A 19,448-nucleotide genomic window follows, 5' to 3' on the forward strand; every position below is an offset into this window, starting at 1 on the left:
AGAACAGTCGGTGAACTCCGGTGAACGCCGGCCGAACACCTGGATTTGTTCATGTGACTTGCACCGTTCTGGCTGCTCGCTGCTGGGATGACGTTCACCTGATGCGTACGATTTGCCCGTGAGCTTGTCGTCAGCGCTGCCTCTGGTGGCCGCCACGGCGCTGCTCGCGTTGGCCCTGGGCATCGCGATCGGCATGCGGTGGGTGCTGCGGCGCAGCGACCGCCGCGAACGTCGCACCGCGGAGCAGTCCGGCCTCACGGTGTCGGAGATGTTCGCCCACATCGTGTCCATGTCCCCGCTGGGGATGGCGGTGGTCGACACCTACCGCGACGTCGTCTACACCAACGCCCTGGCCAAAGATCTCGGCCTGGTGAGCGACCGGCTGCTGGACGACCGGGCCTGGGAGGCCGCGCAGCGGACCCTGGCCACCGGGGAAGACGTCGAGTTCGACCTGTCTCCGGCCAAACGAGCGAACCCGGGCCGGTCGCGAGTGGCCGTGCGCGGCCTGGCCCGTCAGCTGACCGAAGAGGACGGCCGCTTCGCGGTCGTCTACGTCAACGACCAGTCCGAACAGGCCCGCATGGAGGCCAGTCGCCGCGACTTCGTCGCCAACGTCAGCCACGAGCTCAAGACCCCGGTCGGTGCCATGGGGCTGCTGGCCGAGGCGCTGCTGGCGTCCTCCGAGGACCAGGAGATGGTCAACCGCTTCGCCGAGAAGATCGTCACCGAATCCACCCGGCTGGCCAACATGGTCGGCGAACTGATCGAGCTGTCGAGGCTGCAGGGTGCCGAGCCGCTGCCGCACCTGGATGCGGTGGACGTGGATTCGGTTGTCGCCGAGGTGGTTTCCCGGCACAAGGTGGCCGCTGACAACGCCGACATCGCGATCACCACCGATGCGCCCCGCGGTTACCAGGTGCTGGGCAGCGAGACCCTGCTGGCGACCGCGCTGGCGAACCTGGTGTCCAACGCAATCTCATACTCGCCCAAGGGTTCTCAAGTGTCGATCAGTCGGCGCTGCTACGGCGACAACATCGAGATCGCGGTGACCGACCGCGGTATCGGTATCGAAAAAGCCGACCAGGAGCGGGTTTTCGAACGATTCTTCCGCGTCGACAAGGCGCGGTCCCGGGCCACCGGCGGCACGGGGCTGGGGTTGGCCATCGTCAAACATGTGGCGGCCAACCACAACGGAACCATCCGGCTGTGGAGTCAGCCGGGAACGGGATCGACGTTCACGTTGTCGATTCCGGCTTATCTCGATTCGGACGACGCTGACGTCGACGAGGGGGATGATCACTCGATGCCATCACAAGGAGGGCGACCGAACCAATGACCAGTGTGCTGATCGTGGAGGACGAGGAGTCCCTGGCCGATCCCTTGGCGTTCTTGTTGCGCAAGGAAGGTTTCGAAGCCACCGTCGTGACCGATGGTCCGTCGGCGTTGGCCGAGTTCGACCGGGCCGGTGCCGACATCGTCCTCTTGGACCTGATGCTGCCCGGCATGAGCGGCACCGACGTGTGTAAGCAGTTGCGCTCACGTTCCGGCGTCCCGGTCATCATGGTGACCGCTCGGGACAGCGAGATCGACAAGGTCGTCGGCCTGGAACTCGGCGCCGACGACTACGTCACCAAGCCGTACTCGGCCCGTGAGCTCATCGCCCGGATTCGGGCCGTGCTGCGTCGCGGCGGCGAATCCGACGACGTCGTCGGCGCCGACGGCGTGCTGGAGGCCGGACCGGTCCGGATGGACGTCGAGCGGCACATCGTGTCGGTCAACGGCGACGCCATCACGCTGCCGCTCAAGGAGTTCGACCTGCTCGAGTACCTGATGCGCAACAGCGGGCGCGTGCTGACCCGTGGCCAGTTGATCGACCGCGTGTGGGGCGCCGACTACGTCGGTGACACCAAGACCCTGGACGTCCACGTGAAGCGGCTGCGCTCCAAGATCGAGGCGGACCCGGCCAACCCGGTGCACCTCGTCACCGTTCGTGGGTTGGGCTACAAGCTCGAGGGCTAGTTCCCGCGCTCTGCGGTCACTTCTTGGCGGCCTTGGCAGCCTCGGTGGCCGGGTGGACGGCGATGAGCCCCAGCCCGGCCCGGCGCTTGCACAGGGCCGCCAGCTCGGCGTACACCTTCTTGCCCAGCAGCTCGGTCAGCTCGGGCCCGTAGGACTCCCACACGGCCCGGGCGCCGACGTGCGCGGCCGGGTCGCCGGTGCAGTACCAGACGAGGTCGTGGCCGCCCTCGCCCCAGCCGCGCCGGTCGTATTCGGTGACGACGGTCCGCAGGATTTCGGTGCCGTCCGGGCGGGTCACCCAGTCTTGGGTCCGGCGGATCGGCAGCTGCCAGCACACCTCGGGCTTCATGGTCAGCGGTTCGACGCCGAGCTTGAGCGCCTTGCTGTGCAGTGCACAGCCGACGCCGCCGGCGAAACCCGGGCGGTTCAGGAAGATGCACGCGCCCTTGTACTTGCGGGTCCGCAGGTTGGGCTTGTCGTCGTACTCGTCCATCTCGAGGTAGCCCTTGCGGCCCAGGCCCTTCTCCCGGAACTGCCAGTCCTCGTCGGTCAGCAGCTTGACCGACTCCTCGAGCTGCGCGACATCGTCGTCATCGGCCATGAAGGCGCCGTGGCTGCAGCAGCCGTCGTCGGGCCGTCCCTCGACGGTGCCCTGGCACGCCGGTGTCCCGAAGACACAGGTCCATTTCGACAGCAGCCATGTCATATCCGCCGCGATCAGATGCTCGGAATTGTCCGGATCGAAGAACTCCACCCACTCGCGGGCAAAGTCCAGTCCGACCTCGTGGGAACCGGGCTTCGGCGGCGCCTCGTTCTTGGGCGCACCAGCGCCACCGGCACTGATCTGTGATGCGGTCACAGCACGCAACCGTAGACCCGTTACCGTGGTTTCCGTGCGATTGGGCGTCCTCGACGTGGGCAGTAACACCGTTCATCTGTTGGTAGTCGACGCGCGCCGCGGCGGGCACCCGACACCGATGAGTTCGACCAAGGCCTCACTGCGCCTTGCGGAGGCCATTGACGACACCGGCAAATTGACCCGCAAGGGCGCTGACAGCCTGGTCGCGACCGTCGACGAGTTCGCCAAGATCGCCACCAGCTCGGGCTGTGCGGAGTTTATGGCGTTCGCCACATCCGCGGTCCGGGACGCCACCAACTCCGAAGCGGTGCTGGCCCGGGTCCGGGCCGAGACCGGCGTCCAGCTGCAGGTCCTGTCCGGGGTCGACGAATCCCGGCTCACCTTCCTGGCGGTGCGCCGCTGGTACGGCTGGAGCGCGGGCCGCATCATCAACCTCGACATCGGCGGGGGTTCGCTCGAACTGTCGGGCGGTATCGACGAAGAACCCGACGTCGCGCTGTCAATGCCGCTGGGTGCGGGCCGATTGACGCGGGAATGGCTGCAGGAGGATCCGCCCGGCCGTCGGCGCGTGGCCGTGCTGCGCGACTGGTTGGACAACGAGCTGTCCGCCTCGGCGGCCAAGGTGCTTTCTGCGGGCACCCCGGAGCTGGCGGTCGCGACCTCGAAGACGTTCCGGTCGCTGGCCCGGCTCACCGGCGCGGCGCCGTCCGGGGCGGGGCCGCGCGTGAAGCGCACGTTGACCGCCGCCGGCCTCAGACAGCTCATATCTTTCATCTCTAGGATGACCACGGCTGACAGAGCCGAGTTGGAAGGGGTGAGTGCCGACCGCGCGCCACAGATCGTGGCCGGTGCGTTGGTGGCCGAGGCGACCATGAGGGCGCTGTCGCTCGACGCCGTGGACATCTGCCCGTGGGCATTGCGGGAGGGTGTGATTCTGCGGAAACTCGACAGTGAAGCCGATGGAACCGACTTGGTGGAAACGTTCGCGGGCTTAGCTCCCGCCAAAGGCGAGACACGATGACAGATTCAGACGACTTCTCCGCGACGCGACCGATCTCGGTCGCCGAGCTGCTGGCCAAGAACGGCACCATCGGTGCGCCGCCAGTCGGCGGCCGCCGACGCCGGCGGCGGGGGAACAGCGACGCGGTGACGGTCGCCGAACTGACCGGCGAAATCCCGATCATCCGACCGGAGACGCTGCACGCGGAGCCGGCGCAGGCCCCGGAGGAAACGGTTCCGGAGCCCATCACGGAGCCTGAAACCGAGCCCGAAGCCGTCGTCGAGCCTGAGGCGCCGGCTGAAGACGTCGCTGTCGAGGACGAGACGCCGTCGGCTGCCGACGAGATGGAGCCCGACGACACCGGCGCCCACTACGTCGTCGACGACACGATGCTGCACACCGATCTCGTCGACCCGGCGCCCGCAGACGCCGCGGCCGACGACTACGAGGACCACCTGCGCCGCCGCGACGCCGAGGCCGATCCGCTGGAGTTCGTGGCGCCGTCGTCGCGCAAGCCCGCGTTCCGCTGGTCGTTCAAGCCGGTTCGCGGCGCCGAGGAGATGAGCCCCGACCTGGTCGACGAGGACGTCCCGGCCGACGCGGACGTCGATGACGATCTGCTGTCGCTCAAGGACGCGGAGCCCGTCGCCAAGCTCCCCGTCGTCGACGACACCGACGCTGCTGCGGCTGCCGACGCCACTGACGACGCCGCCGGCGTGCGCGACACGTCGCGGGAAGGCCGGAGTTCGCGCTACGACGCCCTGTTCGGTGGCTTCGCCGCCGACGAGGACACCCGCCGCGACGACGTCGAGGCCGCGTTCCATGACGAAGCGGAACGCGACGACCACGACTACGACCGCGACGAAGCCGACCACGAGGACGAAGAGTCAGGTTCGGGCCTGAAGCGCGGCGCCTGGGTGGTCGGCCAGAGCCTGTTGGCCGTCGCGTTCGGTGCCGGCATGTTCTTCGCGTTCGACCAGCTGTGGCGCTGGAACCAGATCGTGGCGCTGATGCTGTCGATGCTCGTCATCCTAGGCTTGGTCGCCGGTATCCGGGTGATCCGCAAGGACCACGACCTGGCCAGCACGCTGATCGCGATCCTGGTCGGCGGCCTGGTCACGTTCGGGCCCCTGGCATTGCTCTACTCGGCCTGAGCCGGAGCCCTGTGCGTCCCGCCATCAAGGTAGGTCTGTCCACCGCCTCGGTCTATCCACTGCGGACCGAGGCTGCCTTCGAGTACGCCGCACGCCTGGGTTACGACGGTGTCGAGCTGATGGTGTGGGCCGAGCCCGTCAGCCAGGACATCGACGCCATCGAGCGCATGTCGGAGCGCTGGGGCGTGCCGGTGCTCAGCGTGCACGCGCCGTGTCTGCTGATCTCGCAGCGGGTGTGGGGCTCCAACCCCATCCCGAAGCTGGAACGCAGCGTGCGAGCCGCTGAGCAGCTGGGCGCGCAGACGGTCGTCGTGCACCCGCCGTTCCGGTGGCAGCGCCGCTACGCCGAGGGCTTCTCGGATCAGGTGCTCGAGCTGGAGGCGTCCAGCGACGTGCTGGTCGCGGTCGAGAACATGTTCCCGTTCCGCACGGACCGGTTCTTCGGCACCGGAGCGCCGTCCATCGAGCGGATGCGCAAGCGTGGCGGGGCCCCGGGACCTGGGATCTCGGCGTTCGCGCCGTCCTACGACCCGCTGGACGGCAATCACGCGCACTACACCCTGGACCTGTCGCATTCGGCGACGGCCGGGACCGACGCCATCGACATGGCCCGCCGGATGGGCAAGGGGCTGGTGCACCTGCATCTGTGCGACGGCAACGGCGCGTCCACCGACGAACACCTGGTGCCGGGGCGCGGCAGCCAGCCGACCGTACAGGTCTGTCAGATGCTCGCCGCCAGTGAATTCTCCGGGCACGTGATCCTGGAGGTCACCACGTCGGCGGCGCGCAACAACGCCGAGCGCGAGGCGCTGCTCGTCGAGTCGCTCGAATTCGCCCGTCGGCACCTGCTGCGCTGACCCCGCGCGCCGTCCTGGCATGCTGTCTCCCGTGGCGAGAATTGCGATCATCGGCGGCGGAAATATCGGAGAGGCCCTGCTGGCGGGGCTGTTGCAGGCAGGGCGGCAGGTCAAGGATCTGGCCGTAGCCGAGGCTTATCCGGCGCGTGCCGCGCAGCTCGCCGAGAAGTACTCCGTCCGGGTCACCGATGTCGCCGACGCCGCCGAGAACGCGGCCTACGTGATCGTGGCCGTCAAACCCGACGCCGTCGAGGGTGTCGTCGAGGTGCTGGCCGAACTGGCCTCCGACGCCGACAGCAGCAGCGTCGAGCAGGTCGTGGTGTCGGTGGCCGCGGGCGTCCCGACGTCCTTCTACGAGGCCAAGCTGCCGGCCGGTGCGCCGGTGGTGCGGGCGATGCCGAATACGCCGATGCTGGTGGGCGCAGGCATCACCGCGCTGTCGCGGGGCCGGTTCGCGAACGAGGCCCAACTCGCCGAGGTGTCGGAGATCTTCTCTGCCGTCGGCGCGGTGCTGACGGTGCCGGAGAAGCAGATGGACGCGGTGACCGCGGTGTCCGGTTCGGGCCCCGCGTACTTCTTTTTGATGGTCGAGGCCGTGGTGGACGCGGGCGTCGCGGCGGGCCTGCCGCGGGCCGTGGCGACCGAGTTGGCGGTCCAGACGATGGCCGGTTCGGCGGCCATGTTGCTCAATCGGATGACTGATTCGGGAACCGGTTCTACCGTCGGTCCGCTGGATACCAGCGCCGCCGAATTGCGGGCCTCTGTGACCTCTCCGGGGGGCACTACCGCCGCTGGGCTGCGGGAACTCGAACGGGGCGGGCTGCGCTCCGCGGTCGCAAGTGCGGTCGAAGCCGCAAAAACACGGTCTGAGCAGCTAAGAATTACATCTGAGTAGTTCTAAGATTTCAGATTGATTACCCCACACCCGTCGCAATAACCACATTGGCCACGCTATTCTCCTTCTCGTAAGCACGCGTTGGTGCCAGCGGAGGGGAAGCCGCTGGAGCTGGCCGTGCCTGATTGATTGGGTTGCGATGACGTCTATGAACGGGCCATCGGCGCGTGACGGTGGCGATCAGCCACGAACGCAGTTCCTGACTGTTGCCGAGGTTGCGAGTCTGATGCGGGTAAGCAAGATGACGGTATACCGGCTGGTGCACAACGGGGAGTTGCCCGCGGTGCGTGTCGGCCGATCATTTCGGGTGCACGCCAAGGCGGTGCACGACCTCCTCGAGTCCTCGTACCACGACGCGGGTTAGTCACCGCGCGCCCGGCTGAGTGCTGCGCACCTTGGGTGCGCAGCACCGAATCCGCGTCTTCGGTGTGATTGGTAGCGGTCAGCGCTACCGGGCACTCCGAAATCGCTGATGAGCGGGCGTATCCAGCAGGCGTTTTCGTGACCGGAAACCCCGCCGGGTAAAGTGGCGGGGTTGGTTTCACACCGATCTTCACGGATCGACGTCTAGTAGCGGAGACTTCAAAGTCTATGGGTTCAGTCATCAAGAAGCGGCGCAAGCGCATGTCGAAGAAGAAGCACCGCAAGCTGCTTCGTCGCACCCGGGTTCAGCGCAGAAAACTCGGTAAGTAACCGCGACGCCGACCTGTGCCATCCATCGACGCCCACTAGGCTGACCAAATGGATGCCGACGGACGCCCTGGAAGCCGGCCCACCGCGCCGGGCGGAAGCGATTCCGGCCCGGACATCCCCGAGACCCTGCACCACCCCAAGGTGGTGCTGGTCACCGGGGCGTGCCGGTTCCTGGGCGGCTATCTCACAGCCAGGCTCGCGCAGAACCAGCTCATCGAGCACGTGATCGCGGTCGACGCGATCACGCCGAGCAAGGACATGCTGCGGCGCATGGGCCGTGCGGAGTTCGTCCGCGCGGATATCCGCAATCCCTTCATCGCCAAGGTGATCCGGAACGGCAACGTCGACACCGTCGTCCACGCGGCGGCGGCGTCGTACGTGCCGCAATCCGGTCGCGCTGCGCTCAAAGAGCTCAACGTGATGGGTGCGATGCAGTTGTTCGCCGCCTGTCAGAAGGCGCCGTCGGTGCGTCGGGTGATCCTGAAGTCGACATCGGAGATCTACGGGGCCAGTCCGCGTGATCCGGTGATGTTCACCGAGGACAGCAGCGCCCGCCGGCCGCCGGGGGAGGGTTTCGCCCGGGACAGCATCGACATCGAGGGCTACGTCCGCGGTCTCGCACGACGGCGGCCCGACATCGCGGTCACCATCCTGCGGCTCGCCAACATGATCGGTCCGGCCATGGACACCGCGTTGTCGCGGTACCTGGCGGGTCCTTTGGTGCCGACTGCCTTCGGGCACGACGCACGGTTGCAGCTCCTGCATGAGCAGGACGCCCTCGGGGCGCTGGAACGCGCCACCTTGGTCGGACGGGCCGGCACCTTCAACATCGGGGCATCGGGCGTCATCCTGATGAGCCAGGCCATTCGCCGGTCCGGCCGGATCGGGCTGCCGCTCGCCGGACCCACGATGTGGGCCCTGGACGCGTGGCGACGAGCGACCGCGGGCGTCGAATTGGACCGCGAACAGTCCGACTACATGCGCTACGGCCGGGTCATGGACACCACACGGATGACGAGGGAACTCGGCTATACCCCAAAGTGGACGACCATGGAGGCTTTTGACGATTACGTTTCAGGCCGCGCGCTGACGCCCATTATCAGTCCAGGGTGGGTAGGCTCAGTGGAGCGTCGTGCAGTGGCCGCAGCGCAGCGGTGGGGACGCTGATTTCGCAAGTTTTTGATGGTGGGAGATATTGACGTGGCGGGCGAATCTAAAGCCAAAGTCATTCCGCTACATTCGAATTCGACACGCGCTGGTGCGCAACGTCGTGCGTCGAGACGGGATGCGGCGCTGCGACATCCTTCGCTGTTGACCGACCCCGGGACCCGCGCATCGGCTGAACAGATTGCCGCGGTGGTCCGCGAGATCGACCAGCACAGGTTTGCTGCGTCCGGCCCTCCGGCCGCTGACGGTCCCAATGAACTGGCCCAACGTATCGGTGCCGCTTCGGATTTCATTCGCAAGCGGATGACCGGCGACTACGTCGTCGACGAATTCGGTTTCGACCCGCATCTCAACGATGCGGTGTTTCTTCCTTTGCTCCGAACGCTTTTCAACTCCTGGTTCCGCGTCGAGGTGTCCGGTATCGAGCACCTCCCAGATGACGGCGCCGCGTTGGTCGTGGCAAATCATGCCGGCGTGTTGCCGTTCGACGGGCTGATGACGTCGGTCGCTGTGCACGACAAGCACCCGAAGCACCGCGACTTGCGGTTGCTGGCTGCCGACCTCGTCTTCGACCTGCCGGTGGTCGGCCAGGCCGCGCGCAAGGCCGGGCACACCATGGCCTGCACCGCCGACGCGCACCGGCTGCTCGAGGCCGGCGAGCTGACCGCCGTGTTCCCCGAGGGGTACAAGGGCCTCGGCAAGCCGTTCAAGGACCGGTACAAGCTGCAGCGGTTCGGCCGCGGTGGCTTCGTCTCGGCGGCGCTGCGCACCGGCGCGCCCATCGTGCCGTGCTCGATCGTCGGCTCCGAGGAGATTTACCCGAAGATCGGCGACGTGAAGCTGCTCGCCCGACTGCTCGGGTTGCCGTACTTCCCGCTGACGCCGCTGTTCCCGCTCGCCGGGCCGCTCGGACTGCTGCCGTTGCCGTCGAAGTGGTACATCCAGTTCGGCGAGCCAATCTCGACGGCCGACTACGAGGACGGCGCGGCCGACGATCCGATGGTCACCTTCGAGCTGACCGACCAGGTGCGCGCGACCATTCAGCAGACGCTGTACCAGCTGCTGGCGAATCGCCGCGGCACGTTCCTGTAGTTCAATCCCGGCGAGGGTGCATCAACCCTTTTGTGCCGCAACCATTTTCGCGATGGCGGCGTCGCGGGCTGCCGCGATCTGGGCGCTGACCTCATCGGCCTCGCCGTCGTGCTGCGCCTCGCCGAGCATCGTGACGACGCTCGTCATCACCGGCTGGCCGTCGTCGTCGGTGACCTCGGCGCGGACTTCGCTGATCACGGTGCCGTGCGACTCGATGACCGAATCCAGGTACGAGTCGAACCACAGCCGGTCGCCGACCTTGATCGGGCGGTGGAAGATCAGCTTCTGGTCGCGGTGCAGCACGCGCTCCAGATTGATCGGCACGTCGAACTGGTTGAAGATCTCGAGCTGCACGCGTCGGCCCGCCACCGCGATGAACGTCAGCGACGCGATCAGGGTGTCCGAACCGCACTCAGCTGCGGCTTCGTCAGTGAAATGGGCGGGGTGATCGTCCTGCACCGCCAGCGCGAATTCCTTGACCTTCTCGCGGCCGACCTCGAAGTAATCCGGGTACCGGTAGTGGGTGCCGATGATGTTGTCCGCGATGCCCATGGCGGGTGAGCTTAGTCTGTTCGCGCCGAGAAGGACCAAATGGTCGCGGTTGGGTCCTCCGCAGCCGCCATTTGGTCCCTTTCGGCCGATGATGGAGCCGATCAGCCCGCCCACACGTCTAAGAAGGCATGCCGATTCCGTTCGTCGGCGGCGACGCGATAGCTGCGGGCGTGTTGACCCGAGCGCAGTTGCGTCACCGCTACCGACCGATCTTCCATGGCATCTACGTACCCCGAGATCATCGAGTGACGCTGCGCGACCGGATTCACGGAGCCGCCCTCGCGGTGCCGACCGGTGTCATCGGTGGGGTCGCCGCATCGGCGGTGCACGGGGCGAAGTGGGTGGACGAGGGCGTGCCTATCGACCTTCTCGCGCTATGCAAAGGTCAGCGCGGACTCGTCGTTCGTCATGAGGTTTTGGCTTACGACGAAGTGGTCACGATCGGTGGTGTCCGGGTCACTTCGCGTGCGCGCACAGCATTTGATCTGGCTCGCCACCTGCCGCGGGACCTCGGCGTAGCGCGGCTGGACGCGTTGATGAACGCCGCGCCGTTCGGGCTCGAGGATGTGCACCTGCTCGCAAAGCGACATCGCGGCGCACGTGGCTTGACTCGCCTGCGGAAGGCGTTGCCGTTGGTCGATGGCGGTGCCGAATCGCCCCGAGAGACCCGATTGCGGCTGTTGTTCATCGACGCCGGACTGCCATGGCCCACTACGCAATACGTGGTTCGGAACGAGTTCGGGCAGTACGTCCGGCGGATTGACATGTGCTGGGAGGAATTCAAGGTCGGTGCCGAGTACGACGGTGCCCAGCACCTGACCGACCGCCGCCAGTATTCCAAGGACGTGTGGGCGAACCGGGAACTGCAGAGGCTGAAGTGGCACGTCGTGCACGTCATCAAGGAGGACCACGGCAACGAGATTGTGCAACATGCCCGCTCAGCCCTGCTTGACCGTGGTTGGTCGGGTCTGCCCTGAGTCGAGAAGGACCAAATGGTTGCGGTTGGGTTCTCCGAAGCCGCCGTTTGGTCCTTTTCGGCGGGGCAGGCGCTAGCCCTGTTTCCTGGAGGCCATGGCGGCCAGCGCCCCGCCGACGGCGCCCAGGGCCAGTGCGGACGGCACGCCGATGCGGGCGGCCTTGCGGGCGGTCCGGAAATCGCGGATTTCCCAACCTCGCTCGCGGGCCACGTCGCGCAGCGCGGCGTCGGGGTTGATCGCGACGGCCGTGCCGACCAGCGACAACATCGGCACGTCGTTGAAGCTGTCCGAGTACGCGGTGCAGCGGCGCAGGTTCAGGCCCTCCCTGATGGCGAGTTGGCGAACCGCGTGCGCCTTGCCGACCCCGTGCAGGATGTCGCCCACCAGGCGGCCGGTGAAGACCCCGTCGACCGACTCGGCGACGGTGCCCAGCGCCCCGGTCAGCCCCAGCTTGTTGGCGATGGTCTGGGCCAGCTCCATGGGCGTGGCGGTGACGAGCCAGACCTGCTGGCCCGCGTCGAGGTGCATCTGTGCCAGCGCCCGGGTGCCCTGCCAGATCTTGTCGGCGATGATCTCGTCGTAGATCTCGTCGCCGAGGGCTTCCAGCTCCGCGGTCTGCCTGCCCTCGATGAACGACAAGGCCTTGCGCCGGCCGGCGGCGACGTCGTCGCTGTTCTCCTTGCCGGTCACCTGGAATTTGGCCTGCGCGTAGGCGAATCGGGCCAGGTCGGAGTATTTGAAGTAGTCGCGGGCGGCGAGGCCGCGGGCGAAGTGCACCAGTGATGAGCCGTGCACGAGCGTGTTGTCGACGTCGAAGAACGCGGCTGCGGTGAGGTCGGGCGGCGGCGGGAGCGCAGGGGCGGCGGGTTCGTCGGCTCCGGAATCCTGGCCGTCGACAGCGTCGGCGGGCACGGGCTCGTCGGCAGTCACGGGGCTGGATTCGGACACGGTTCAACAGTAGGTCACGCCATACTGTTGCGCGTGGATCGATCAGGGAACAGCCACCGCGTGACGTTGCTCACCCGTACCGGCTGCAGCATGTGTGCGCGCGCGGCGGCTCAGCTCGCGGAGCTGTCCGACGAGCTCGGCTTCACCCTGACGAGCACGGATGTCGATGTTCTGGCTGCTGCCGGGGATACCGCCCTGCGCGCGGAGTTCGGCGATCGGCTGCCCGTGGTGCTCCTTGATGACGTTGAGCACAGCTACTGGGAGGTCGACGAGGAGCAGTTGCGGGCCGACTTGGCAGGTTGACGCAGTGGGTTGACCGCTAGGCCAGGTCGCTCGGGGCGCATGCCCGGGGATTCGGTGTGCGTATAGCAAATTTGGTCGGCGGGCTGGTGAGCGGCTAGCTTTGAATACGTTCCTGCGGCCACTCGAGGCCCGGGAAACATGCCTGCGCGACGGAGGTGCGACGAGGTGAAGAGGCCGTGAGCGTACTGCTGTTCGGGGTTTCGCACCGCAGTGCACCGGTTTCCGTGCTGGAACAACTCAGCACCGACGAGGCCGAACAGGCCAAGATCATCGAGCTGCTGCTGCAGTCCTCTCTGGTCACCGAGGCGATGGTGCTCTCCACCTGTAACCGGGTCGAGGTGTACGCGGTGGTCGACGCCTTCCACGGCGGGCTCTCCGTGATCGGTTCGGTGCTCTCCGAGCGGTCGGGCATGTCGCTGCACGACCTCACGAAGTACGCCTACGTGCGGTACGCCGAGGCGGCTGTCGAGCATCTGTTCGCCGTGGCCAGCGGCCTGGATTCGGCGGTCATCGGCGAGGCGCAGGTATTGGGTCAGGTGCGCCGGGCCTACACCTCCGCGGAAGCGCACCAGACCGTCGGCCGCACCTTGCACGAGCTGTCGCAGCGGGCACTGTCGGTCGGTAAGCGGGTCCATTCCGAGACCGGGATCGATTCGGCGGGTGCCTCGGTGGTGTCGGTGGCGCTGGACATGGCCACGTCCAAGCTGACGTCGCTGACCGGGCTGACGGCCGCCGTGATCGGCGCCGGCTCCATGGGTGCCCTGGCCGCCGCGCATCTGACGCGCGCCGGGATCGCCCGCATCGAGGTGGTCAACCGCTCGCTGCCGAGAGCCGAGCGCATGGTCGAGAATTTGAAGGCACAGGGCGTCGACGCGGCCGCGCACACCCTGGACGACATCGCCGTCGCGCTGGGCAACTCAGACGTCGTCGTCGCGTGTACCGGCGCGGTGCGTCCGGTGGTGTCGTTGGCCGATGCGCACCGCGGACTGATGAACCGCCCGGAGCATCACCAACTGGTGATCTGCGATCTGGGCATGCCCCGCGATGTGGACAGCGCGATTGCTGGCCTACCCGGCGTGCACATGATCGACATGGACCGCATCCAGCGGGAGCCGTCGGCCCGGGCCGCTGCCTCGGACGCCGAAGCGGCCCGCTCGATCGTCGCCGCGGAGGTCGCCAGCTACCTGGCCGGCCAGCGGATGGCCGAGGTCACCCCGACCGTCACCGCCCTGCGTCAGCGCGCCGCCGACGTCGTCGAAGCGGAATTGCTGCGGCTCGACAACCGGGTTCCCGGGCTCGACGCCGCCCACCGCGACGAGGTCGCCAAGACCGTCCGACGGGTCGTGGACAAGTTGCTGCACGCACCGACGGTGCGGGTCAAGCAGTTGGCCAGCGCGCCCGGCGGCGACACCTACGCCGAGGCGCTGCGGGAGCTGTTCGAGCTCGACCCGCAGGCCATCGACGCCGTGTCCGCCGGCGAACTGCCCTTGATGGCACCAGATTTGGCGGCAGGCGAGCCGCATTCCCACCACGACAAGGCTGAGTAATCTCACTTGGTAACTACCCTCGATAACGTTGTCCGGATCGGCACCAGGGGCAGCCTGTTGGCTACCACGCAGGCCGGCACCATCCGCGACGCCCTGGTAGCTCTGGGGCAGCCCGCGGAGCTGGTCATCATCAGCACCGACGGCGACCGCTCCCAGGCGCCCGTCGCCGAGATCGGCATCGGTGTGTTCACCGCCGAGCTGCGGCACGCCATGGCCGACGGCCGCATCGACGTCGCGGTGCACTCTTACAAGGATTTGCCGACGGCGCCTGACGAGCGCTTCGTCATCGCCGCCGTCCCGCCGCGCGAAGATCCGCGGGATGCCTTGGTGGCGCGCGACGGAATGGTGCTGGGGGAGTTGCCGGCCGGCTCGGTGATCGGCACGTCGAGCCCGCGACGGGCGGCGCAGCTTAGAGCACTGGGTCTCGGTTTGGAAATCCGCCCCCTACGAGGCAACCTAGATACCAGGTTGAACAGGGTAAGTAGTGGTGATCTCGACGCTGTTGTCGTCGCCCGAGCGGGTCTGGCCCGTATCGGACGGCTCGATGTCGTCACCGAGAGCCTCGAGCCGGTGCAGATGTTGCCAGCGCCGGCGCAGGGCGCCCTCGCGGTCGAGTGCCGAGTGGGGGACACCGAGTTGGCGACGCTGTTGGGAAAGCTGGACCATCCCGACACGCGTGCCGCGGTCACTGCCGAACGAGTCCTGTTGGCCGAACTGGAGGCGGGTTGTTCCGCGCCGGTGGGTGCGATCGCTGAAGTGGTCGAGTCCATCGACGAGGACGGCCGAGTCTTCGAAGAGCTGTCGTTGCGCGGTTGCGTGGCGGCGCTGGACGGATCCGACGTGATCCGGGCGTCCGGGATCGGGACACCCGAACGGGCACGAGAGCTGGGGCTCTCGCTGGCCGCGGAGTTGTTCGACCTGGGTGCGCGCGACGTGTTGGATCAGCGGACTGTAGAGCGGGAGTGAGAGATGACGACCCGAGTGCGTAAGCACAAGCCCGGCCGCATCACCTTTGTCGGTTCCGGCCCCGGTGACCCGGGCCTGTTGACGACGCGTGCGCGGAACGTTTTGGCGCATGCGGCATTGGTTTTCACCGATCCTGACGTGCCCGAGGCGGTGCTGGCGCTGATCGGTACCGATCTGCCGCCGACGTCCGGGCCGCACCCGGCCGAGGCGGAGCCGGCTGCCGAGACCAAGACCGACGAGGCCACGCCCGAAAAGGCGCCGGCTGCCGCGCCCACGACGACGTTCCCGCATGGCGTCGACGTGCGCCCCGCGCTGGGTGACCCGACCGAGGTGGCCAAGCTGCTGATGGCCGAGGCCAAGACCGGTGTCGACGTGGTGCGCCTGGTCGCCGGCGACCCGTTGTCGGTCGACTCCGTCATCACCGAGGTGAACGCCCTGGCCAAGACCGCGGCGCACTTCGAGTTGGTGCCGGGCCTGCCGTCGTCGACGGCCGTGCCGACCTACGCGGGCCTGCCCGTCGGGTCGTCGCACACCGTGGCCGACGTCCGCGGTGACGTGGACTGGGCCGCGCTGGCCGCCGCCCCCGGGCCACTGATCCTGCACGCGACGGTGTCGCACCTGCCGGACGCCGCCCGCACCCTGATCGAATACGGCCTCACCGAAAGCACCCCGTGCGTCGTGACCGCCAACGGCACCACCTGCCAGCAGCGGTCCATCGAGACCACGCTGGCCGGGCTGCTGGACAAGGCCGTGCTGGAGAAGCCGGTCGGCCCCGAGCCGGTCGGACCGCTGGCGGGCCCGCTGGTCGTCACCATCGGCAAGACGGTGGCGCACCGGGCCAAGCTGAACTGGTGGGAGAGCCGCTCGCTGTACGGCTGGACCGTGCTGGTGCCGCGCACCAAGGACCAGGCCGGCGAGATGAGCGATCGCCTCGTGGGCCACGGCGCGCTGCCCATCGAGGTGCCGACCATCGCCGTCGAGCCGCCGCGCAGCCCCGCCCAGATGGAGCGTGCGGTCAAGGGTCTGGTCGACGGCCGCTTCCAGTGGGTCGTGTTCACCTCCACCAACGCGGTGCGTGCGGTGTGGGAGAAGTTCAACGAGTTCGGTCTGGACGCCCGCGCGTTCTCCGGCGTGAAGATCGCCTGTGTCGGTCAGGCCACCGCGGACAAGGTGCGCGCGTTCGGTATCAACCCCGAGCTGGTGCCTGCCGGTGAGCAGTCGTCGCTGGGCCTGCTCGACGAATTCCCGGACTACGACGAGATTTTCGACCCGGTGAACCGGGTGCTGCTGCCGCGCGCCGACATCGCCACCGAGACGCTGGCCGAGGGCCTGCGCGAGCGGGGCTGGGAGATCGAGGACGTCACGGCCTACCGGACCGTCCGCGCGGCCCCGCCGCCGGCGCACACCCGCGAGATGATCAAGACCGGTGGTTTCGACGCCGTCTGCTTCACCTCGAGCTCCACGGTGCGCAACCTGGTCGGCATCGCCGGCAAGCCGCACGCCCGGACCATCGTCGCCTGCATCGGCCCGAAAACCGCTGAGACCGCAGCCGAATTCGGCCTGCGCGTGGACGTGCAGCCGGAGACCGCCGCGGTGGGCCCGCTGGTCGAGGCGCTGGCCGAGCACGCCGCTCGCCTGCGCGCCGAGGGTGCCCTGCCGCCGCCGCGTAAGAAGAGCCGGCGCCGCTAAACTCGATCGAAACGGCATTCCGGCAGGCGTGCACTCGCACTTTGTCTGCCGGAATGCGGTTTCGGCGAACTAGGAGGCATTGCTGTGTCGTATCCGAGGCATCGGCCGCGGCGACTGCGTACGACCCCGGCGCTGCGGCGTCTGGTGTCCGAAACCTCGCTGGAGCCACGGCATCTGGTGCTGCCGCTGTTCGTCGCGGACGGGCTCTCCGAGCCGCGCCCCATCAGCTCGATGCCCGGGGTCGTCCAGCACACCCGGGAGTCGGTGCGCCGCGCCGCCGCGGAAGCCGTCGAGGCCGGTGTCGGCGGGCTGATGCTGTTCGGCGTTCCGTGCGACGGTGACAAGGATGCGACCGGCTCCGAGGGGGTCAACCCCGACGGCATCCTGAATGTGGCACTGCGCGACCTGAATTCGGACCTCGGCGACGCGACCGTGCTGATGGCCGACACCTGCCTGGACGAGTTCACCGATCACGGGCACTGCGGCGTGCTCGATGTGCACGGCCGGGTCGATAACGACGCCACCAACGAGCAGTACATCAAACTTGCTGTGGCCCAAGCGCATTCGGGTGCGCACGTGGTCAGTCCGAGCGGCATGATGGACGGTCAGGTGGCCGCGATCCGCGATGGGCTGGACCATGCCGGGCACAGCGATGTCGCGATCCTGGCCTACGCCGCCAAGTTCGCGTCGGCGTTCTACGGCCCGTTCCGCGAGGCGGTGGGCTCGAGCCTGCAGGGTGATCGTCGTACGTACCAACAGGATCCGGGCAACGCCCGTGAAGCGGTCCGCGAGATCGAACTCGATCTCGCCGAAGGCGCCGACATGGTGATGGTCAAGCCGGCGATGAGCTACCTGGACGTGGTGCGCGCCGCTGCCGACATCTCGCCGGTCCCCGTTGCGGCGTATCAGATTTCGGGTGAGTACGCGATGATCAGCGCGGCCGCGGCCAACGGCTGGATCGACCTGCGGGCCTCGGTCCTGGAGTCGCTCGTCAGCATTCGGCGCGCCGGTGCCGACATCGTGCTCACGTACTGGGCGACGGACGTCGCGGGCTGGCTCCGGTGAACCCCCAAAACCCGCAGAACCCGCATCCGCAGTACCCGCCGTTTCAGGGCGCGGCCCCGGACGGTTCCGGTGCCGAGCCGCACGAGATGCCGCAGGACGTCGTCACCGGCTTCTGGCTGTGGACGGCCGCGCTGCCGGTGTCGGTCATCGGCTACGTCATCAACCTGCTGACCACGCCCGAGCGCTCGGTGTCGGGCTACGCATACGCGGTGTCCGGTCTGATGCTGTTCATCATCGCGGTCCTGGTGGCCACGTTCCTGGTGCTGCTGCGGCAGGGCTACCGGTGGGCGCGCAGCATCCTCACCGGTGGGTCCGCGGCGACGATTCTGTACCTGACCACCAATCTCTTCGCCGACTACCACGGCGCGGCCGCGGCGCTGGGCTACGCGGTGTGCGGCATCGGCGGCACGGTACTGATCGGCGGCGGCGTGTACCTCCTGCACCGCCCCGACTCGAACGCCTACTTCGTCCGCTAGCTGTACTGACCACGGACGTTAGGTACGGCGTGGCGTGGTGACATGAAGAAGACCTCCGAGTGAAGTGCGAGCTGTCTAGGAACGCACCAACTCAATCTCGGAGGTCTTCGTGTCCCACCGTAATGCTCCGCTGTCGGAAACTGGTCGTCTGCGCTTGGCCCGTTGTGTCGTCGAGGACGGCTGGTCGCTGCGCCGCGCAGCCGAGCGATTCCAAGTCGCGGTCACCACAGCGGCGCGTTGGGCGGGTCGCTACCGCGAGCAGGGCCCAGCCGGCATGGTCGATCGCAGTTCACGTCCACAGCGAAGCCCCAACCAGACACCGACTCGTACCGAGCGCCGGATCATCAAAGTGCGGGTCATCCGGCGTTGGGGGCCAGCACGAATCGGCTATCTGCTGGGAATTCATCCCTCGACCGTGCACCGGGTGCTAACCCGTTACGGGGTGGCCAGGTTGCGTTGGCTCGACCGGCCCACCGGCACGGTGATCCGCAGAATTCACGCCGCGCGACCCGGCGAACTGGTGCATGTTGACGTCAAGAAGCTGGGCAAAATTCCTGCCGGCGGGGGCTGGCGGATGCTGGGCCGAACCGCAGGCAATCACAACACGCGCGCCGATAAGAGTTCCGGACGCGTCAGCAAGCACGGTCACCCGATCAAGGGCCATCACTTCCTGCACACCGCGATCGATGCCTACTCACGGCTGGCCTACTCCGAGCTCCTGGCCGACGAGCGCAAAGAGACAGCGTCAGCGTTCTGGGCCCGGGCCAACGCATGGTTTAACCAATGCGGGTTCACGGTGTCGAAGGTGTTGACCGACAACGGATCCTGCTATCGATCTCACGCGTTCCGTGACGCACTCGGGGCCATCGAACACCGCCGAACACGTCCCTACCGGCCCCAGACCAACGGCAAGGTGGAGAGATTTCACCGCACCTTGGCCGATGAATGGGCCTACGCCCGGCTCTACACCAGCGACGCCGAACGCTGCGCCGAGTACCCCCGATGGCTACACACCTACAATCACCACCGCGGCCACACCGCACTGGGCGGTCAACCACCCGCCAGCCGCGTACCTAACCTCTCAGGTCAGTACAGCTAGCCCGCATCCCCCCGCGCGAGCCCCCGCGAGCGGCCGTGTCTGCACGGCAACACGCCGCGCGGAGCGTGCGGTTCGGGGCCGCGCGTGGGC

21 protein-coding genes are annotated in these 19,448 nt (G+C 67.5%); 18 read left to right on the forward strand and 3 right to left on the reverse strand.

Going from position 1 to position 19,448, the window contains the following annotated elements; genetic code table 11:
- The first annotated feature begins 118 nt into the window (after positions 1-118).
- Positions 119-1,336 (forward strand): sensor histidine kinase, encoded by a 1,218-nt coding sequence (locus ACNO8X_RS07850; protein ID WP_418004842.1) that lies wholly within the window; start codon positions 119-121, stop codon positions 1,334-1,336.
- Positions 1,333-2,019, forward strand: coding sequence for a two-component sensory transduction protein RegX (gene regX / locus ACNO8X_RS07855; protein ID WP_043401347.1), 687 nt, complete (start codon positions 1,333-1,335; stop codon positions 2,017-2,019). Before ACNO8X_RS07850 ends, regX begins: the two co-directional genes overlap by 4 nt.
- 16 nt (positions 2,020-2,035) lie before the next feature.
- Here the strand turns inward: regX and ACNO8X_RS07860 are convergent, their stop codons facing one another.
- Positions 2,036-2,863 carry a hypothetical protein gene (locus ACNO8X_RS07860; protein ID WP_418005816.1) on the reverse strand — a complete coding sequence of 276 codons (828 nt, stop codon included), beginning with the start codon at positions 2,861-2,863 and terminating at the stop codon, positions 2,036-2,038.
- A gap of 49 nt (positions 2,864-2,912) precedes the next feature.
- Here ACNO8X_RS07860 and ACNO8X_RS07865 point away from each other — a divergent pair, with 49 nt between their 5' ends.
- The 8 genes from ACNO8X_RS07865 to ACNO8X_RS07900 all read left to right on the forward strand — a co-directional run bounded on the left by ACNO8X_RS07865 (position 2,913) and on the right by ACNO8X_RS07900 (position 9,736).
- Entirely contained in the window at positions 2,913-3,899 is a 987-nt protein-coding gene (locus ACNO8X_RS07865) for a Ppx/GppA phosphatase family protein (RefSeq protein ID WP_043402100.1), read from the forward strand.
- Complete coding sequence (locus ACNO8X_RS07870) at positions 3,896-5,032, forward strand: FUSC family protein (RefSeq protein WP_418004843.1); 1,137 nt, start codon at positions 3,896-3,898, stop codon at positions 5,030-5,032. Before ACNO8X_RS07865 ends, ACNO8X_RS07870 begins: the two co-directional genes overlap by 4 nt.
- A gap of 11 nt (positions 5,033-5,043) precedes the next feature.
- Positions 5,044-5,889 carry a sugar phosphate isomerase/epimerase family protein gene (locus tag ACNO8X_RS07875; RefSeq protein ID WP_418004844.1) on the forward strand — a complete coding sequence of 282 codons (846 nt, stop codon included), beginning with the start codon at positions 5,044-5,046 and terminating at the stop codon, positions 5,887-5,889.
- Between the two features lie 31 nt (positions 5,890-5,920).
- Entirely contained in the window at positions 5,921-6,784 is an 864-nt protein-coding gene (gene proC, locus ACNO8X_RS07880; RefSeq protein WP_418004845.1) for a pyrroline-5-carboxylate reductase, read from the forward strand.
- A 139-nt stretch (positions 6,785-6,923) separates the two neighbouring features.
- Positions 6,924-7,148 carry a cell division/environmental response transcriptional regulator gene (locus tag ACNO8X_RS07885; protein ID WP_029105159.1) on the forward strand — a complete coding sequence of 75 codons (225 nt, stop codon included), beginning with the start codon at positions 6,924-6,926 and terminating at the stop codon, positions 7,146-7,148.
- Between the two features lie 227 nt (positions 7,149-7,375).
- The gene (locus ACNO8X_RS07890; RefSeq protein ID WP_003402602.1) at positions 7,376-7,477 is read left to right on the forward strand and encodes a 30S ribosomal protein bS22; all 102 of its coding nucleotides are present in this window, start codon (positions 7,376-7,378) and stop codon (positions 7,475-7,477) included.
- Between the two features lie 48 nt (positions 7,478-7,525).
- Positions 7,526-8,644, forward strand: a complete 1,119-nt coding sequence (locus tag ACNO8X_RS07895; protein ID WP_043401358.1) for an SDR family oxidoreductase — start codon at positions 7,526-7,528, stop codon at positions 8,642-8,644.
- A gap of 15 nt (positions 8,645-8,659) precedes the next feature.
- Positions 8,660-9,736: a lysophospholipid acyltransferase family protein gene (locus ACNO8X_RS07900; protein WP_418004846.1), complete on the forward strand. Its 1,077-nt coding sequence runs from the start codon at positions 8,660-8,662 to the stop codon at positions 9,734-9,736.
- 21 nt (positions 9,737-9,757) lie between these two features.
- Here ACNO8X_RS07900 and ACNO8X_RS07905 read toward each other — a convergent pair whose 3' ends face one another.
- Positions 9,758-10,288 (reverse strand): FAS1-like dehydratase domain-containing protein, encoded by a 531-nt coding sequence (locus tag ACNO8X_RS07905; protein ID WP_418004847.1) that lies wholly within the window; start codon positions 10,286-10,288, stop codon positions 9,758-9,760.
- Between the two features lie 128 nt (positions 10,289-10,416).
- On the opposite strand from ACNO8X_RS07905, the gene ACNO8X_RS07910 reads away from it, so the two are divergent.
- A complete protein-coding gene (locus tag ACNO8X_RS07910) occupies positions 10,417-11,265 on the forward strand; it encodes a hypothetical protein (protein WP_418004848.1) in 849 nt (282 codons plus the stop codon).
- A gap of 72 nt (positions 11,266-11,337) precedes the next feature.
- On the opposite strand, the gene ACNO8X_RS07915 is transcribed toward ACNO8X_RS07910, so the two are convergent.
- On the reverse strand, positions 11,338-12,213 hold the full coding sequence (locus ACNO8X_RS07915; RefSeq protein ID WP_418004849.1) for an HAD family hydrolase: 876 nt from the start codon (positions 12,211-12,213) through the stop codon (positions 11,338-11,340).
- 33 nt (positions 12,214-12,246) lie between these two features.
- Between ACNO8X_RS07915 and ACNO8X_RS07920 the strand changes: the two genes are divergently transcribed.
- The 7 genes from ACNO8X_RS07920 (at position 12,247) to ACNO8X_RS07950 (ending at position 19,358) form a co-directional block, all read left to right on the forward strand.
- On the forward strand, positions 12,247-12,516 hold the full coding sequence (locus ACNO8X_RS07920; RefSeq protein ID WP_043401369.1) for a glutaredoxin family protein: 270 nt from the start codon (positions 12,247-12,249) through the stop codon (positions 12,514-12,516).
- A 176-nt stretch (positions 12,517-12,692) separates the two neighbouring features.
- Complete coding sequence (locus ACNO8X_RS07925) at positions 12,693-14,063, forward strand: glutamyl-tRNA reductase (protein ID WP_043401372.1); 1,371 nt, start codon at positions 12,693-12,695, stop codon at positions 14,061-14,063.
- Between the two features lie 6 nt (positions 14,064-14,069).
- Positions 14,070-15,029: a hydroxymethylbilane synthase gene (gene hemC / locus ACNO8X_RS07930; protein ID WP_043401375.1), complete on the forward strand. Its 960-nt coding sequence runs from the start codon at positions 14,070-14,072 to the stop codon at positions 15,027-15,029.
- 3 nt (positions 15,030-15,032) lie between these two features.
- Complete coding sequence (locus ACNO8X_RS07935; protein WP_418004850.1) at positions 15,033-16,718, forward strand: uroporphyrinogen-III synthase; 1,686 nt, start codon at positions 15,033-15,035, stop codon at positions 16,716-16,718.
- Positions 16,719-16,802: 84 nt separating this feature from the next.
- The gene (gene hemB / locus ACNO8X_RS07940; RefSeq protein WP_043401382.1) at positions 16,803-17,783 is read left to right on the forward strand and encodes a porphobilinogen synthase; all 981 of its coding nucleotides are present in this window, start codon (positions 16,803-16,805) and stop codon (positions 17,781-17,783) included.
- A complete protein-coding gene (locus tag ACNO8X_RS07945; RefSeq protein ID WP_418004851.1) occupies positions 17,780-18,259 on the forward strand; it encodes a hypothetical protein in 480 nt (159 codons plus the stop codon). Before hemB ends, ACNO8X_RS07945 begins: the two co-directional genes overlap by 4 nt.
- Positions 18,260-18,368: 109 nt before the next feature.
- Positions 18,369-19,358 (forward strand): IS481 family transposase, encoded by a 990-nt coding sequence (locus tag ACNO8X_RS07950; RefSeq protein WP_418002682.1) that lies wholly within the window; start codon positions 18,369-18,371, stop codon positions 19,356-19,358.
- Positions 19,359-19,448 lie beyond the last annotated feature (90 nt).

The organism is Mycobacterium sp. PDNC021, assembly GCF_048282635.1.
Lineage (GTDB): Bacteria > Actinomycetota > Actinomycetes > Mycobacteriales > Mycobacteriaceae > Mycobacterium > Mycobacterium llatzerense.